The sequence below is a fragment of the Candidatus Mycobacterium methanotrophicum genome, from assembly GCF_023515995.1.
Classification (GTDB): domain Bacteria; phylum Actinomycetota; class Actinomycetes; order Mycobacteriales; family Mycobacteriaceae; genus Mycobacterium; species Mycobacterium methanotrophicum.
Genome location: NZ_CP097320.1, coordinates 2,551,649 through 2,567,560 on the forward strand (window position 1 = coordinate 2,551,649; position 15,912 = coordinate 2,567,560).

13 protein-coding genes and 1 pseudogene are annotated in these 15,912 nt (G+C 66.5%); 10 read left to right on the plus strand and 4 right to left on the minus strand.

What is annotated here, in order from left to right:
* Positions 1 to 104 precede the first annotated feature (104 nt).
* Positions 105 to 851, minus strand: a complete 747-nt coding sequence (locus M5I08_RS13345) for a hemerythrin domain-containing protein (protein WP_219067762.1) — start codon at positions 849 to 851, stop codon at positions 105 to 107.
* A gap of 298 nt (positions 852 to 1,149) precedes the next feature.
* On the opposite strand from M5I08_RS13345, the gene M5I08_RS13350 reads away from it, so the two are divergent.
* From M5I08_RS13350 to M5I08_RS13360, 3 genes are all read left to right on the plus strand, one after another.
* Entirely contained in the window at positions 1,150 to 2,328 is a 1,179-nt protein-coding gene (locus M5I08_RS13350) for a PPE family protein (RefSeq protein ID WP_219067763.1), read from the plus strand.
* 124 nt (positions 2,329 to 2,452) lie between these two features.
* A complete protein-coding gene (locus tag M5I08_RS13355) occupies positions 2,453 to 3,712 on the plus strand; it encodes a PPE family protein (RefSeq protein ID WP_219067764.1) in 1,260 nt (419 codons plus the stop codon).
* A 17-nt stretch (positions 3,713 to 3,729) separates the two neighbouring features.
* Positions 3,730 to 4,038 carry a DUF732 domain-containing protein gene (locus M5I08_RS13360; protein WP_219067765.1) on the plus strand — a complete coding sequence of 103 codons (309 nt, stop codon included), beginning with the start codon at positions 3,730 to 3,732 and terminating at the stop codon, positions 4,036 to 4,038.
* A gap of 179 nt (positions 4,039 to 4,217) precedes the next feature.
* Here M5I08_RS13360 and M5I08_RS26830 read toward each other — a convergent pair whose 3' ends face one another.
* A complete protein-coding gene (locus M5I08_RS26830; protein ID WP_370328432.1) occupies positions 4,218 to 4,772 on the minus strand; it encodes a DUF732 domain-containing protein in 555 nt (184 codons plus the stop codon).
* A 12-nt stretch (positions 4,773 to 4,784) separates the two neighbouring features.
* Between M5I08_RS26830 and M5I08_RS13365 the strand changes: the two genes are divergently transcribed.
* From M5I08_RS13365 to M5I08_RS13375, 3 genes are read left to right on the plus strand one after another with little or no spacing between them, the layout of a single operon-like run.
* Positions 4,785 to 5,174 carry a PadR family transcriptional regulator gene (locus tag M5I08_RS13365; protein ID WP_219067767.1) on the plus strand — a complete coding sequence of 130 codons (390 nt, stop codon included), beginning with the start codon at positions 4,785 to 4,787 and terminating at the stop codon, positions 5,172 to 5,174.
* 3 nt (positions 5,175 to 5,177) lie between these two features.
* Complete coding sequence (cobN, locus tag M5I08_RS13370) at positions 5,178 to 8,774, plus strand: cobaltochelatase subunit CobN (RefSeq protein WP_219067768.1); 3,597 nt, start codon at positions 5,178 to 5,180, stop codon at positions 8,772 to 8,774.
* A gap of 9 nt (positions 8,775 to 8,783) precedes the next feature.
* The gene (locus M5I08_RS13375) at positions 8,784 to 9,167 is read left to right on the plus strand and encodes a PPOX class F420-dependent oxidoreductase (protein WP_219067769.1); all 384 of its coding nucleotides are present in this window, start codon (positions 8,784 to 8,786) and stop codon (positions 9,165 to 9,167) included.
* Here the strand turns inward: M5I08_RS13375 and M5I08_RS13380 are convergent.
* Positions 9,164 to 9,862 carry a dienelactone hydrolase family protein gene (locus M5I08_RS13380; protein WP_219067770.1) on the minus strand — a complete coding sequence of 233 codons (699 nt, stop codon included), beginning with the start codon at positions 9,860 to 9,862 and terminating at the stop codon, positions 9,164 to 9,166. The two genes, M5I08_RS13375 and M5I08_RS13380, sit on opposite strands and share 4 nt — an antisense overlap.
* A gap of 67 nt (positions 9,863 to 9,929) precedes the next feature.
* On the opposite strand from M5I08_RS13380, the gene M5I08_RS13385 reads away from it, so the two are divergent.
* The 3 genes and pseudogenes from M5I08_RS13385 to lnt all read left to right on the plus strand — a co-directional run bounded on the left by M5I08_RS13385 (position 9,930) and on the right by lnt (position 14,956).
* On the plus strand, positions 9,930 to 10,430 hold the full coding sequence (locus tag M5I08_RS13385) for an FxsA family protein (protein WP_219067771.1): 501 nt from the start codon (positions 9,930 to 9,932) through the stop codon (positions 10,428 to 10,430).
* An 84-nt stretch (positions 10,431 to 10,514) separates the two neighbouring features.
* Entirely contained in the window at positions 10,515 to 12,056 is a 1,542-nt protein-coding gene (locus tag M5I08_RS13390; protein WP_370328642.1) for an amidohydrolase, read from the plus strand.
* A gap of 232 nt (positions 12,057 to 12,288) precedes the next feature.
* Positions 12,289 to 14,956: pseudogene (gene lnt / locus M5I08_RS13395) on the plus strand (apolipoprotein N-acyltransferase).
* Positions 14,957 to 14,977: 21 nt separating this feature from the next.
* Here the strand turns inward: lnt and M5I08_RS13405 are convergent.
* Positions 14,978 to 15,316, minus strand: coding sequence for an RNA polymerase-binding protein RbpA (locus M5I08_RS13405; RefSeq protein ID WP_219067775.1), 339 nt, complete (start codon positions 15,314 to 15,316; stop codon positions 14,978 to 14,980).
* 107 nt (positions 15,317 to 15,423) lie between these two features.
* On the opposite strand from M5I08_RS13405, the gene M5I08_RS13410 reads away from it, so the two are divergent.
* On the plus strand, positions 15,424 to 15,804 hold the full coding sequence (locus tag M5I08_RS13410) for a hypothetical protein (RefSeq protein WP_370328436.1): 381 nt from the start codon (positions 15,424 to 15,426) through the stop codon (positions 15,802 to 15,804).
* The last annotated feature ends 108 nt before the right edge of the window (positions 15,805 to 15,912 follow it).

The following is a 15,912-nucleotide window of genomic DNA, read 5'->3' on the forward strand; positions in this document are numbered from 1 at the left end:
TGGTCGCTCACCGGCGGCAGGCACGCGGAATCCCCAGCCGTCGGCAAATCCGGACAAGCGGCAGAGCGCAGATCCGATGAGGCACAGGACGCGGCACTTTGGGTTTAGATGGCGGTGAACTGGCTCAGTTCGTAGATGCCGAGGCTTTTTTCGATGTCGGCGACTTTGTCGACCACCCCTTGAAAGCCGGCCTGGCCGAACCGTTGGTGCTCCTCGTCTTCGAAGATCTCAGCCAGGTCGCGGAACTCCTTAGCGGGCACCACGTCACGCAACGCAGGGAAAACGACGGTGTCTTCGCGTGCCTCATGGGGCTCATACATCCGGTTGAACGCCGCCATGTCCTGCATTAGGGCTTCTCGCGCCGGCCGAGCGGGCGTAGCTCCGGTGGTGGCGGTGAGCACCCGGTCGGTGAGCGCTCGACCGCGTTTGTGCTGGGTGCGCAATACGGGCGTGATGTCGATGAGTTTGCCCGCCTGCTCCAGCTTGGGGAAAACATATTGTTCTTCGAGCCGCTCGTGATAGTCCTCGATGAAGCTTCGAATAATCCCAGCGCCCGCGTTGAGCGCTTGGGCGGGCGTCTGATCGCCGGCTTGCAGGCGGCGGATCCCTTCTCGATAGATCAGCAAGACGCGCTTGAGCACTCCGTGCTCACGCATCAAGTCTTCGGGCGGAGTGACCGACACTTCTTCGTCTCCGGCAGCGCCGGCGTGGCCTGCCTTGGGCTGCCGGCTAGCGCATGCTGAGAGGGCGATCCCACCGGCTGCCGATATCGAGATCCCAAGAAGGTGACGTCGGCGCAGGGCCGGGGGCGGCTGGTCTATCACAGTTGCACCTTTCTTCACTGTGATCATCGTCGGTGGATCGTCAACGGCGGGTCCTAGCAGAAGCCTATCCGAACAACATCGAAACGCGATATCTGGTCTCGATACTTTCACGGATCGTGATATCGTGCGACGATATCGTTACTCGATAGAGAGCTGTGGCTGGGGTGCATGCCGTACCGGATGAGCAGCAGACGCCTTCGGCTGGCGGTGTCGCCGTGGCCGATCGTGCGGATGTTTGCGGCCCCCAACCCAGCGCGATCCCGACAACGCCCCGGCCAATCCGCCGCAGGGACTACTCAACTGCAAAGCGCAAGGAGAACACCTTATGCATATTGACTATGGGTTCTTGCCGCCGGAGATCAACTCTGGCCGGTTGTATTCCGGCCCCGGACCGGGTTCGATGCTTACCGCGGCAGATGCCTGGGATGATTTGGCCGCGGAGTTGCACTGCACGGCGTCGACCTACCGGTCGGTGGTCTCGCGACTAGCCAGCGGAGAATGGACAGGCCCGTCGTCGGCACGGATGGCAATCGCCGCCGAACCGTTTGTGATGTGGCTGCACGGCACCGCCGCCCGGGCCGAACAGACTGCCGGCCAAGCCAAGATGGCTGCGGCCGCTCACTCGACGGCGCTGGCGGCCACCGTGCCGCCACCGATTATCGCGGCCAATCGTTCTTTGCTGAGCCGACTGATCGCCAGCAACTTCTTCGGCCAGAACACCCCGGCGATAGGCGAGACCGAGGCCCAGTACGCAGAGATGTGGGCCCAAGACGCTGCCGCTATGAACGGCTACTCAAGCTCCTCGGCAGCGGCAGCGACGCTCACACCGTTCGGTAACGCACCCCAGATTGCCAACCCCGCGGGGCAAGTGACCCAAGCCGCCGCAGCCGCGCAGGCAAGCGGCGCGGTCGTCGGCACAAGCGCACGGTCGGCGCTGTCGCAGCTTGTGAGCCCGCTTGCCTCGGCGCTGGGATCATCGGGCGCTTCGTCGGCTACTTCAGGCGCGCCGAGCGCGCCGTCGATGTTGGGGCACGTAGCGAATTACACTGCGCTTCCCGCGCAGTTGTTCAGCGACGGGGTAGGCAGCTGGGAGGGTGAGGCGAACCTGATCAGCAACATGAACAACGGGATCGGCATGGCCACGTTCATGGCGCAAAATCCCGCTGGACTCTTCGAGGTCATCAACAATCCACCGTTCGTGGGGCCGGCGGGTTTGGGCTCTGGCGGTTCCTCGCTGACGGCGGGCTCGGGGCAGGCGCTCAAAATTGGGGCGGTGTCGGTGCCGCCGGGCTGGGCGATGCCACCCTCAGACATCACTCCCGTCTCTGTTGCGCTGCCTGCCAACACCGTAGGCACTGTCCCAGCCGTCGTCGGTGGGATACCGGGAGCAGCGTTCGGCGAGACGATGCTGGGCACGCTGGCCGGGCGGGGCCTTGGCGCTGCGGCGGCGCACACCATATCTCGCCGCAAAAGCGTGGTGCCCCGATCGCCGTCCGCCGGTTGACGGACGGCCGGCAACGAGCACGGCATCATCGGCGCGTCCGCTCTAGCCGGCCACGCGCTCGACGTCGCCAGCTCGGCAGCTAGCGCCGATCCACGGCCCCGGAAACCCGCGAGGAAGAGCAAAAATGGACTTTGCGTTGCTGCCGCCCGAGGTCAACTCGGGGCGGATGTATGCCGGCCCCGGCGCAGGACCGATGCTGGCCGCAGCCGCGGCGTGGGAGGCGCTGGCTGCCGAGCTGACGACGTCGGCGACCGGCTACCAATCGGTTACCTCGGAGCTGACTGGCAGCGAATGGCTGGGGTGCGCCTCGGCGTCGATGGCTGCGGCGGTCTCACCCTATCTGACATGGCTGCACGCCAGCGCGGCGGTGGCCGAGCAGGCTGCGGCCCAGGCCATGGCGGCGGCCGCAGCCTACGAGGCGGCGTTCGCGATGACCGTGCCCCCGCCAGTGATCGAAGCCAATAGGGCATTGCTGATGGCACTGGTCGCGACTAACTTCTTCGGCCAAAACACCCCGGCGATCATGGCCACCGAGGCGCTCTACGGCGATATGTGGGCTCAAGACGCCGTTGCCATGTACGGCTATGCCGCGGACTCGGCGCGGGCAACCGCACTGACTCCGTTCAGCCAGCCGCCGACGACTGTCAACCCGGCTGGGCTAAGCGAACAGGTCAGCGCGGCCTCCCACTGCGCTGGTCCCGTCACGGGTGTCAACTCCCAGACCCTGTTTCAGCTCACCGCGGCGCTGCCGGGCCCGTCGCACCAGCTGACGGCGCCGTCCGGTACGTCGAGCGCGTCCCTGGCAACCCAGGTCAGCTCCCTGTTGAGTCCATCCACCCAGGTGACGGGCTTTGGGTCCAGCAGCTTCAACTTCCTGATGAGCGTCTACTCCAACTTCACGAACTTTGCCGCGGTGGGCAGGCAAGTCTTTTCGCGCTTCGGGGTCTTGGGCTTTCTCACCTTCAGCCCGGTGGGGCCGTTCAACGCCATCTCTGGTGCTGGTCTGCCCTCCGCAGGCCTGGGCAAGGCGGCGGCGCTGGGGGCGTTGTCGGTGCCGCCGACCTGGGCAACGGCCACGGCGCAGAGTGAACCCGTGACGCTTTCGCTGTCGGCGAGCAACGTCAGCGCCGCCCCGGCGGCCACCGTCGACGTGACCGCGGGAACCGCTTTCCAGGAGGCGATGATGGGAACCATAAGCGGTCGTGGCGCATGTGCCCATGCCACGTACTATCGCGACAACGAAAAGAAAGACGATGGAGACGGCAAAGAAAAATGGGCCGAGGGATTCGCCGCCTCCGGACTGGTGACAGCTAGCGGCTGGCTGGCGACATCGTGGGCCTACACCAACCGCAGGCGCTACCGCTCGCATCGGGCGTACTTGTGATGTGTCGACGGCAGGTGATGCGTATTCTAGCTGCGGCTAGCGGTGCCGCGATCGCCACGGCAACGTCGGCGCACGCCGACGCCACGGACAACGCGTTCTTTGCAGCGCTTGACCGAGCAGGAATTGAGTACGCAGACCCCCAAGAAGCCATCGATGCAGGTAAGGCGGTCTGCGCCGCCCTTGAAGAGGGGCGTCCCATCCCAGTAGTCGCACGTGGGCTGAACCTCGCTAATCCAGACTTGACGCCGGTTAATGCGGCCCAGTTCCTGGTGATCGCGGAGGAAGCGTATTGCACGGTAGGGGTGCTCGGTGGTAGCGGCGGATGAGGGGCGCAGAGCAGCGAGCCGGTTCCGGTTAGCACTCCACCCTAAGACCGCGGCGACAAACTAGCTCGCGTCGCGTTGGCGTCCAAACAGTCTGAGGAGGGGAGACCACCGCTGGCCGCTTCGGCTAGTCCAACCCTGACACGACCCGGCATTCATAGGTACTCATTAGAGCGGCCGGGTCAGGGGCTTAAGGCCGGGTCTGGCTCAAATGTGTCTGGGCCGGCCGTAGTGCCCCTGGCACCGGGGCAGTACATTGCCCGTGAGATCGCGACGAACTGGGAAGCTTTCGAGAGCGTCAAGTCAGGGTTGGCGTTTCGCACCCCGCGCACCGTTCGGCTTACGTTGTGCCCATCCAGGATGTACGCGCAGACTTCTCTGGCGCTCTGTACCGCTTTGGAGCTGTCCGGGTGCTCGATGCCGGCCTGGTCGAGCGCCTGAAGGAAAGTCGCGTCCGATGTGTCGGCCTGCGCTGGCACGGACAGGCCGACCACAGCTGCCGCGCTGGCTAATGTTACGAACAGCTTCGCAATGCGCATGGTCGCCTTAGCGTTCGCGAGCCGGCTCCGCCGGAGCCGACCCTTGGTGAAACCAGGCAAAATCCGTTCCCCGTATGTCGTTTTGCTGATTTTGTGTGCTGCATCCGTTGAACGCATGATTCTCGCTCCGAAAGGTCGATTCGGCGTTAGGGGCGCTGCGGGACGGGCAGGATATCTGATCGCGGAATAGTCGGTCATCCTCCTAAAGTCATGATATCGTTTAACGATATCGTTGACCGGTACGTGGGTGGTGCCGAGCACGGCTACAAAATCTCCCCCGGAGCGTTGTATCCGATGCTGCACCGCATGCAAGAAGAGGGCCTGTTGACCTCCCGCCAAGAAGTGGTCGACGGGCGCGCTCGCCGGGCCTATGAGATCACCGACCTCGAGCGGGCGGCCTTACTCGAAGAGTGCACGGCGCTCGCCGAATTGGCCTCGGAGATCCTCGGCCACCAGGGGGGCGATAACAACCGAGCACCCGACACTGGCACGCCGCGTCGGCGCCGCCGACGCGGTAGTGATGGGGCTGGGATACACGTCTTCGAACATACATTCGAGTATGCCACAGCCGTCCGACACGAGCCGATGCTGTACGAATGACACGTGCCCGACCCGACCATCTTGCTGGTGTCCACCTCCGACACCGACCTGATCACCGCCCGCGCCAGCGGCGCCAACTACCGGTGGGCGAACCCGGCGCGACTGTTGCCCGGTGAACTCACCGAATTGATCGACGGCGCCGAGATGATGGTGGTCCGCATCCTCGGCGGCTACCGCGCCTGGCAAGACGGCATCGACACCGTGCTGTCCAGCGGCATCCCCGCCGTCATGGTCAGCGGTGAACAATCGCCCGACGCCGATCTGACCGAACGGTCCACCGTGCCGGCCGGCGTTGCGCTGCAAGCGCATATCTATCTGGCCGAGGGGGGTGTGCCCAACCTGCGCCAGTTGCACGCGTTCTTGTCGGACACCGTGCTGATGACGGGCCTGGGTTTCACCGAGCCGGTGAGTACCCGCACGTGGGGCATGCTGGAGCGCGCCGCCGCCGACGTCGAAGGCCCCACGGTTGCGGTGCTCTACTACCGCGCCCAGCACCTGGCCGGCAACACCGGCTACGTCCACGCGCTGTGCGACGCGATCGAAGCCGCCGGGGCACGGCCGCTGCCGCTGTATTGTGCGTCCCTGCGCACCGCAGACCCCGAGACGCTGAAAGTCCTGAGTCAAGCCGACGCGATGGTGGTCACCGTGCTGGCTGCCGGGGGAGTCAAGCCCGCGACCGCATCGGCCGGTGGCGACGACGACAGCTGGAACGTCGAACACCTTGCCGCACTGGACATCCCGATCCTGCAGGGCCTGTGTCTGACCAGTTCCCGAAAGCAGTGGTGCGGCAACGACGACGGGCTCAGCCCACTAGACGTCGCCAGCCAGGTGGCGGTGCCTGAGTTCGACGGACGCATCATCACGGTTCCGTTGTCGTTCAAGGAGATTGATGCCGAGGGGCTGATCGCCTACGTCGCCGACGCGGAGCGCTGCGCGCGGGTCGCCGGCCTGGCGGTCGCCCACGCCCGGCTGCGGCACGTCCCGTCCGCCGACAAGCGAGTGGCCATGGTGTTCTCCGCCTATCCGACCAAACACGCCCGGATCGGCAACGCGGTCGGTCTGGACACCCCGGCCAGCGCGGTCAAGCTCTTGCGCGCGCTGCGCGAGCACGGCTATCAGGTGGGCGAGCTTCCCGGTGTCTCACAAATGGGAGCGCAGGACGGCGATGCGCTGATCCACGCGTTGATCGAGCGCGGCGGGCAGGATCCCGCATGGCTCACCGACGGGCAGCTGGCCGGCAACCCGATCCGGGTGCCAGCGGCCGACTATCGCGCCTGGTTCGCAACGCTGCCCGCTGAGTTGGCCGACGCCGTCGAAGCCCATTGGGGACCCCCACCGGGGGAGTTGTTCGTCGACCGGTCGAACGATCCGGAAGGCGAAATCGTCATCGCTGCGATGCAATCCGGCAACGTGGCGCTGATGGTGCAGCCGCCGCGTGGTTTCGGGGAGAACCCGGTCGCGATCTACCACGATCCGGATCTGCCGCCCAGCCACCACTATCTGGCCGCCTACCAGTGGCTGGGAGGCGGGTTTCCCAACAGCTTTGACGCCCACGCCGTCGTGCATCTCGGCAAGCACGGCAACCTCGAGTGGCTGCCGGGCAAGACACTGGGCATGTCGGCGGCCTGCGGGTCGGACGCGGCCCTTGGTGACCTGCCGTTGATCTACCCGTTCTTGGTCAACGATCCGGGCGAGGGAACCCAAGCCAAGCGGCGGGCGCACGCCGTGATCGTCGACCACCTCATTCCGCCGATGACGCGTGCCGAAACCTACGGGGACATCGCACGTTTGGAGCAACTGCTGGACGAACACGCCAGCGTCGCAGCGCTAGACCCGGGCAAGCTGCCGGCAATCCGACAGCAGATCTGGACGATGATCCGGGCCGCCAAGATGGATCATGACCTGGGGCTCGCGGAGCGGCCGGAAGACGATTCGTTCGACGACCTGCTACTGCACGTCGACGGATGGTTGTGCGAAATCAAGGACGTTCAGATCCGCGACGGCCTGCATATCCTCGCCGAAGTCCCGCAAGGGAAACAGGAACTCAACTTGGTGCTGGCGGTGCTGCGGGCCCGTCAACTCTTCGGCGGCGACAAGTCGCTGCCCGGATTGCGGCAGGCGCTCGGTCTGGCCGAGGACGGCAGCGACGAGCGGCAATCGGTCGACGCGGCCGAAGAACACGCACGCCAACTCGTCGGGGCGTTGCAAGCCAGCGGCTGGGATCCGGCTGCCGCGGAACGGCTCACCGACAACGCCGACGTCGCCGCGGTGCTGCGATTCGCCGCGAGCGAAGTCGTACCCCGACTGTCCGGCACCGCAGGCGAAATCGAGCAGATCTTAAGGGCATTGGACGGCCGATTCATCGCGGCCGGACCGTCGGGATCGCCGCTGCGCGGGCTGGTCAATGTGCTGCCCACCGGACGCAACTTCTACTCCGTCGACCCGAAAGCGGTGCCCTCCCGGCTGGCCTGGGAAACCGGTATGGCGATGGCCGATTCGCTGCTGGCCCGCTACCGCGACGACTACGGAACCTGGCCGCGGTCGGTTGGCCTGTCGGTGTGGGGCACCTCGGCGATGCGCACATCCGGCGACGACATCGCCGAAGTCCTCGCGCTGCTGGGAGTTCGGCCGGTTTGGGATGACGCCTCGCGTCGTGTCGTCGGCCTGGCGCCGATCCCGCTGGCGGAGCTGGGCCGACCTCGAATCGACGTCACCGTCCGGATTTCGGGTTTCTTTCGCGATGCGTTCCCGCACGTGGTGGCGATGCTCGACGACGCCGTGCAACTGGTGGCCGGCCTCGACGAGCCGGCCGACGAGAATTATGTGCGGGCCCACGCGCAGGCAGACCTGAAGCAGCACGGCGACCAACGCCGGTCAACAACAAGGATTTTCGGGTCCAAGCCGGGCACCTACGGCGCCGGGCTGTTGCAGCTGATCGACAGCCGCAATTGGCGCGACGACGCCGACTTGGCGCAGGTGTACACGGCCTGGGGCGGCTTCGCCTATGGGCGCGGGCTTGATGGCCGGCCGGCAGAACAGGACATGAACCGGCAGTATCGGCGCATCGTCGTCGCCGCCAAAAACACCGACACCCGCGAGCATGACATCGCCGACTCCGACGATTACTTCCAATACCACGGCGGCATGGTGGCCACCGTGCGGGCGCTGACCGGGCGAGCGCCCGCCGCCTACATCGGCGACAACACTCGCCCCGACGCGGTCCGCACCCGCACGCTGTCGGAGGAAACCACCCGGGTCTTCCGGGCCCGCGTGGTCAACCCGCGCTGGATCACCGCGATGCGTCGGCACGGCTACAAGGGCGCATTCGAGATGGCCGCCACCGTCGACTACCTGTTCGGCTACGACGCCACCGCTGCGGTGGTGGCCGACTGGATGTACGAGCAGCTCACCGAGTCCTATGTGCTGGATCTCGAGAACCGCAAATTCATGGCCGAATCCAACCCGTGGGCGCTGCACGGGATGGCCGAGCGGTTGCTGGAGGCGGCTGGCCGCGGCATGTGGGCGGAACCGCGACCGGCCACTCTCGACGCGCTGCGCCAGGTGCTGTTGGAAACCGAAGGCGACCTCGAAGGGCTTTAGACTGACGCGATGCCTCCGAGCTTCGCGGACATCGCCAAGGCGCAGTACGTCTTGCTGACGACTTTCACCAAGGACGGCCGGCCCAAGCCGACGCCGGTGTGGGCCGCCTCCGATGGCGACCGCCTGCTGGTCATCAGCGAGGACAAGGCATGGAAGGTCAAGCGGATCCGCAACACTGCGCGGGTCACGCTGGCCGTGTGCGATATGCGCGGGCGCCCGAAAAGCGAACCCGTCGAGGCGATCGCGACCATCCTGGACAAATCACACACCGCTGGCGTTTACGAGGCCATCGCCCGCAAGTACGGGCTGGTCGGTCGGGTGTTCAACTTTTTCAGCAGGCTGCGCGGCGGCATGCAGAACAACGTCGGCCTGGAGTTGCGCCCGGCAGGCTAGGCGTCTCGCAGGTGTTCGCCGAAGAACGCGAAGACCCGGGCCCAGGCATCCTCGGTGGCGACCTGGTTATAGCCGAATCCGGCAATGCGGAGCAGCGGTTGGGCGGGCAGCTTGTTGGCAAAGCTGTGCCCGGCACGCGGATAAACCTTGATGTCGTTGGTGATGCCTTTTCGGCCGAGCACCCGTTGCAGCTTCTTGGGTGCCCCGACACCTAGCGGGTCACGGGAGCCGAAGCTGGCCACAATCGGACACGCCCCATCCAGTGTCTCACTGAGCTGGCGCGGCAGGGGAGTGCCGTAGAACGGTGCCGAGGCGCCAAATCCTTTGGGCGACATGATTAATGCGAACCGTCCACCCATGCAGAACCCCGCGATGCCGACGTGGCCGGTGCATTCGGGCAGGGTTAGCAAGTGGTCGCGGGCCGCCAACACGTCATCAAGCGCCCGCCCGCGCTTGGTGAGTAACTCACGCATGACCTTGGTGACGCAGCGCGCCCAACCGCCCCGCGCGAACAGGTTCGGGGTGAGTGCGACGTATCCCGCTGTGGCGATGTGGCTGTTGATCGACTGTTTGTCCGGTCCGTAGCCAATCGCGTCGTGAATCACCACCACGCCCGGCCACGGTCCTGACCCCTCGGGAACATCGAGCAGCGCATCGATGGGACCGGCGGGAGTATCGATCTCGATTGTCGTCACGTCAGCTATCTAACCGTGCTGCGGAGCCAGGCGGAACTCCCGCGGCCGCTTCCGACGTTGCCATCTCGTGGTGTCACGACTGTTTCTGCTCTATGTCGTCGTCGAGCTCGCGGTGGTGCTCGCCCTGGCCTCGACGATCGGGCTGGGCTGGACGCTGCTGCTCCTGCTGGTCGCCTTCGTCGCCGGAATAACGTTGGCGGGTTCGCAATCCAAGCGCCAGCTCACGCGGTTGCGATCCGGACTGACCAATCAGCAGCCTCGGGTGGCCAGCGACGGCGCGCTGGTCGCGCTGGGCACGGTGCTGGTGGTGGTTCCGGGGTTGGTCACCACCGCCGCCGGGCTGCTGCTGCTGCTACCGGCGACCCGCGCGGCCGTCCGCCCGGTGCTGACGGCAATGGCCGCTCGCGGCGTCGGCCGGCGAGCGCCGCTGATCACCGTCACCACCGTCGACGCGGACCAATACGCGTCGGCACGCCGGCCCGGGCCGGATTACATCGACGGCGAGGTCATCGACGTCACCGATGTCACGGATGTCGACCCGCCGGGTTTGCCGGGCGAGCCCAAGTAGACGTTATAAAGCGTGACGAACGTCCCTACCACGCTGTTGGTCAACGGCCAGGTTTACAGCCCGACACATCCGGATGCGACCGCGATGGCGGTCCGCAACGGGCTGGTGGCGTGGCTGGGTAACGACGACGTCGGACGCGGCCAGTTTCCCGACGCCGACGTGGTCGATCTCGACGGCGGCTTCGTTGCGCCGGGCTTCGTCGACAGCCACATTCATCTCACCGCTACCGGTCTGTCGCTGACCGGGCTGGATCTGCGAACGTCGACGTCGCGTCGGCATTGCGTGGCGTTGATCGCCGACTACGCCGCCGCTCATCCCGGCCAGCCGGTCTGGGGGCACGGATGGGATGAAACCGCCTGGCCGGAGAATGCCGCGCCCAGCACCGCGGAGCTGGACGCGGTGCTGGGTGACCGGCCCGCCTACCTGGCCCGAGTCGACGTGCACTCGGCGCTGGCCTCGACCGCTCTGCGCAACCGGATGCCAACGCTGCGGTCGGCGACCGGATTTGCCGAACAGCGGCCGTTGGTCGGCGACGCCCATCACCTGGTCCGCGCCGCCGCTCGGGACTTGCTCACGGATTCTCAGCGCGCCGCAGCGCAGCGGGCCGCGCTGGACGCCGCCGCCGCCAACGGGATTGTCGCGGTACACGAATGCGCCGGCCCCGAGATCGGCGGGCTGGACGACTGGCTGGCGCTGTGTGCCCTCAACCACGGCGTCCAGGTGACCGGCTACTGGGGCGAAGCAGTGAGCGGCCCAGCGCAGGCGCTTGCGCTCGTCGTGGACACCGGCGCTGCCGGCTTGGCCGGCGACCTGTTCGTCGACGGCGCGCTGGGCTCGCACACCGCCTGGCTGCACCAGCCCTACGCCGATGCCTCGGACCGGTTCGGCACCTGCTACCTGGATCCCGAGGTCGCCGCCACACACGTGCGGGCGTGTACCGAGGCCGGCGTGACGGCGGGTTTCCACGTCATCGGTGACGCCGCGGTCTCGATGGCCATCGCCGCTTTCGAGCGTGTGGTCACAGACCTCGGTGTGGCCGCGGTGGCCCGTTGCGGCCACCGCTTGGAGCACCTGGAGATGGCCACCGCGGACCAGGCAGCCAAGCTGGGCGCGTGGGGCGTGATGGCCAGCATGCAACCCAGTTTCGACGCGCTCTGGGGCGGGCCTGACGGCATGTACGCCCGCCGTCTCGGCGTCGAGCGAGCAGCGGTTCTCAATCCGTTTGCGCTGTTAGCATCCCAAGGCGTGGCCCTCGCGTTCGGATCCGACGCCCCGGTGAGCGGCCTCGACGCCTGGGCGACGGTCCGCGCAGCTGCCAACCACCACACGCCGGGCAGCTCGGTCTCGCTGCGGGCGGCGTTCGCCGCGGCCACTCGCGGCGGCTGGCGAGCCGGTGGCGCCCGAGACGGGCTGATCGGCACCTTGGTTCCCGGCGCGCCCGCGTCCTACGCCATCTGGGACGTCGAAAACCTGAGCCAGCTCGACGTCAGTGCAGCCAGTGACGCCGTCCAGCGGTGGTCGACTGATCCGCGCTCGCGGGTGCCCGCCTTGCCGCGGCTGGGTCGCAGCGATCCGTTGCCCCGCTGTCGGCAAACCGTGCACAGGGGTGTCGTCATCTATGGCTAAGGGCGTCAGGCGGTTTGACCGCTGGATGCGGTCCGATGACAGCGAGGTCATTCCGGTTGCCGAAGACGACGGCACCGGCGTGACCCCCGTTCAACACGGGGATCCAGACAACGCCGAGGACACCGCCGGCGCCGATGATGATCGGCCGTTGACCCTGGGCAATCGAGGCCGTCAGCACGCCACCGACCTAGGTCAGCGACTGGTCCGGCTCGGCGGTGTGCTGCTGGTATGGCTGGCAAACCAGCAGCGGACGCGGTTACCGCAATTCGGCAACGCCGTGCGGCCACGGTTGACACGCCTGAGCGCCGCGATCCTTGCCGGTCTGCTGCTTTGCTCGAGCTATCCGGGGCTCAACTGGTGGTGGGCCGCCATCATCGCGTTTGCCGTGCTGGCCTGGGTGCTGACCCGCCCGGCCACCACACCACTCGGCGGATTCGGTTACGGCTTTCTGTTCGGCGTGGCGTTCTACCTGCCGCTAATCCGCTGGGTCAGCATTCTCGTCGGCGCCGTCCCGTTGCTGGCGCTGGTCGGAGTGTGCGCGCTGTTCCCCGCAATTTTCGGTCTGCTGGCCGTCGTGGTGCGCCGGCTTCCCGGCTGGCCGATCTGGTTCGCGGTGCTGTGGGCGGCACAGGAGTGGTTGAAGTCGACGGTGCCGTTCGGGGGATTCCCATGGGGCGTGGTGGCTGCCGGTCAGACCGACGGCCCGTTTTTGCCGTTGGTCCGGCTGGGCGGCGTGCCGCTGCTGTCGTTGGCTATCGTGCTGGTCGCTTGCAGCACCACCGCGATCGCACTGGAGATCGCGTCATGGCTGCGGGCCTCGCACGTGCAGAGGGCCGATTCGCCGCCCGCGGTGATGTTCCCGGCGATCTGCATTTGCCTGGCTTTTTCCGCCACGGCGGCTATTTGGCCGCAGGTCCGCCATTCCGGCACCGGATCGGGGAACGAACCCGTCGTCACTGCCGCAGTGGTCCAGGGCAACGTGCCGCGCCTCGGTCTGGAGTTCAACGCGCAGCGGCTTGCGGTGCTGGGCAACGATGTCCGCGAAACCCGCCAGCTGACCGCCGACGTGCATGTCGGGCGCGCCCCCCAGCCCGACTTCGTCGTGTGGCCCGAGGACGCGTCAGAAGTCGATCCATTGCGCAATCCCGATGCGGCGCAGAAGATCTCGGCGGCCGTCGAGGCGATCGACGCACCGATCCTGGTCGGTACGGTGCTCGACGTCGCGGCTCGGACCCAGAAATCGCCGGCGGAAACGAACACGGTGATCGTCTGGAATCCTAAGACGGGACCGGGCGAGCGGCACGACAAGCGGATCGTGCAGCCATTCGGGGAATACCTGCCCTGGCGCGGCTTTTTCCGGCGCCTGTCCGGGCTCGCCGACTGGGCAGGCTATATCGTCCCGGGCACCGGGACCGGCGTGGTGCGCGCCGCGGGCGTTCCGGTGGGCGTCGCGACCTGCTGGGAAGTGATTTTCGACCGGGCGCTGCGCGACTCGGTCCTGGGCGGCGCCGAGGTGCTCGCGGTGCCCGCCAACAACGCCAACTTCAACCAGACCATGAGTGAGCAGCAGCTGGCCTTCTCGAAGGTTCGCGCCGTCGAGCTCGACCGCTACGCCGTGGTCGCCAGCAACGTCGGAATTTCCGCCCTGGTCACGCCGGACGGTCGCGAGCTGAGCCGGACGGGGTTCTTCGAAGCGGCCTATCTGGACAATCAGGTCCGCCGCAAAACAACGTTGACGCCGGCCGCCAAGTGGGGCCCGATCGTGCAGGGAAGCCTGGTCGTGGCAGCTGCTGCGGTCCTGCTCGCTGCAATGCTGCAGAATGGATGGTTCACGGAGATCAACCGTCGTCTGTCGGAGTTGGTGAAGAACGTCAGGCCAGCAAACCAGAAGCCCGACGACGACTCGCTCGGCGACGATGTGGTCGCCGACGGCGAGCTCGACAAGGACGGCCAGGACGCCGCGCTCGACGAGAGCGGCCGACACTCGGCCCGCATGGTTGCCCAGCGGCCAGAAAACGGTGACCCATGACCCGCGTCGGCGACGATGCAGTGGGGGCGCCCCCAGCCGCGCAGCGGGGAGGGGGACGAAGCGATGAGGAGGAGCGGCGCGCATGAGTATCGGAGATCCGGTGACGCGAGTGGCGGGCGATCGCCCCACCGCGCGCACCCTGGTGATCATCCCCACTTATAACGAACGGGAGAACCTCCCGCTGATCATGCGGCGACTGCACCAGGCTTGTCCCGACGTGCACGTGCTTGTCGTGGACGACAGCAGCCCCGACGGCACCGGAGCGCTCGCCGACGAGCTGGCGTCAGCCGACCCATACCGCATCCACGTCATGCACCGCACCGCCAAGGATGGTCTGGGCGCGGCATACCTGGCCGGATTCGCCTGGGGGCTCAGCAGGCAATACACCACGGTGGTCGAGATGGACGCCGACGGCAGTCACGCGCCCGAACAACTGCACTTACTACTGGAGGCGGTCGATGCCGGAGCCGACCTGGTCATCGGTTCCCGATACGTCGACGGCGGCAACGTCCAGAATTGGCCATGGCGGCGCTGGGCGCTGTCGTGGACGGCCAACAGCTATGCGCGGTTAGCCCTGGGCATCGGCATACACGACATCACCGCCGGTTACCGCGCCTACCGTCGCGGCGTTCTGCAGAAGATCGACCTGGACGCCGTCGACTCCAAGGGCTACTGCTTCCAGATCGATCTGACCTGGCGCGCGATCGGCAACGGGTTCACCGTCGTGGAAGTGCCGATCACGTTCACCGAGCGCGAGCTCGGGGTCTCCAAGATGAGCGGATCCAATATCCGCGAAGCGCTGGTCAAAGTCGCCCAATGGGGCATCGGCGGCCGGTTGCCCCGCAACCGTGCAGTAGCGGTTACCAAGTGAGGTTAGCCGGCGCCGCTGTCGTCAGCTACCGCGACGGCGCGTCCTGATCAGGTCCAGACGCTCCTTGAGCAGTTCGTCGAGCTCCTCAACCGTTCGGCGCTCGAGCAGCATGTCCCAGTGCGTGCGGGGCGGCTTGACCTTTTTCGGCTCCGGCAGATCACCCTCGATCAGGGTGCCTTCCATCCCGTTACGGCACATCCAGGTGCCGGGGATCTCGGCGTCGTCAGCGAACGGTACGTCGAACTCCTCGCCATTCTCGGTGCGATAACGCGCAATCTGGCGGGGCGCGAGGTCGTGATTGCGGTCGGTCTCGTAGCTTACGGCTCCAAGGCGACTGCCTCTCAGGACACGATCAGCCATTGGTACCCACTCCTCTTAATTTCTTATCAGCAGCTAGCGTCCTGACAACGCCCCGGGCGGTCGCAGAGTTCCCAGGGTTTGCGCGCCAGCTCGCGACTCGACCACCCATGATACCGGGATTCGCGCATAACCCGGCTAAAGTCGACCCCGTGAGCCGTCGCGCCCGCCCGCAGCCGTGCCGCTGGTGTGGACGTCATGTCGCCGACAGCGGGCTGGGCCGTCGCCGTCAGTACTGCCGGCAGTCGTGTCGGCAGCGGGCCTACGAGCAGCGAGCCTTCATCAACGGCGCTAAAGGTGCGTCGCTGCCCCCCGACGCGGTAGTGCTCTCCGCTGACGAGGCCGCCGACCTGTCCGACCGCGTCTACCAGGTGCGGTGTGCGGCAGAAGACGTTGCCACAGCACTTAACGAAGGAGCCGAGGCGACAGAATTACGCGAGCTGTGTGAAGCGCTGATGCAAGCCGCACAGGCCGCCGACGGCTGGCGCTGACCGGGCAGACCACAGGAGGCCGCGGCAGGAACGCGCATAGCCCTGGCTAACTGCTGACGGGTACAGTCTCGCCATGGATCGCTGGGTAACGCCGGAATTGGCAGCGGA

What these genes read in the sequence shown, in the direction of transcription:
- M5I08_RS13345 (WP_219067762.1), bottom strand. Translation starts at nt 851, where the DNA reads ATGATCACAGTGAAGAAAGGTGCAACTGTGATAGACCAGCCGCCCCCG.
- M5I08_RS13350 (WP_219067763.1), top strand. Translation starts at nt 1,150, where the DNA reads ATGCATATTGACTATGGGTTCTTGCCGCCGGAGATCAACTCTGGCCGG.
- M5I08_RS13355 (WP_219067764.1), top strand. Translation starts at nt 2,453, where the DNA reads ATGGACTTTGCGTTGCTGCCGCCCGAGGTCAACTCGGGGCGGATGTAT.
- M5I08_RS13360 (WP_219067765.1), top strand. Translation starts at nt 3,730, where the DNA reads ATGCGTATTCTAGCTGCGGCTAGCGGTGCCGCGATCGCCACGGCAACG.
- M5I08_RS26830 (WP_370328432.1), bottom strand. Translation starts at nt 4,772, where the DNA reads ATGACCGACTATTCCGCGATCAGATATCCTGCCCGTCCCGCAGCGCCC.
- M5I08_RS13365 (WP_219067767.1), top strand. Translation starts at nt 4,785, where the DNA reads ATGATATCGTTTAACGATATCGTTGACCGGTACGTGGGTGGTGCCGAG.
- M5I08_RS13375 (WP_219067769.1), top strand. Translation starts at nt 8,784, where the DNA reads ATGCCTCCGAGCTTCGCGGACATCGCCAAGGCGCAGTACGTCTTGCTG.
- M5I08_RS13390 (WP_370328642.1), top strand. Translation starts at nt 10,515, where the DNA reads ATGGCGGTCCGCAACGGGCTGGTGGCGTGGCTGGGTAACGACGACGTC.
- M5I08_RS13405 (WP_219067775.1), bottom strand. Translation starts at nt 15,316, where the DNA reads ATGGCTGATCGTGTCCTGAGAGGCAGTCGCCTTGGAGCCGTAAGCTAC.
- M5I08_RS13410 (WP_370328436.1), top strand. Translation starts at nt 15,424, where the DNA reads ATGATACCGGGATTCGCGCATAACCCGGCTAAAGTCGACCCCGTGAGC.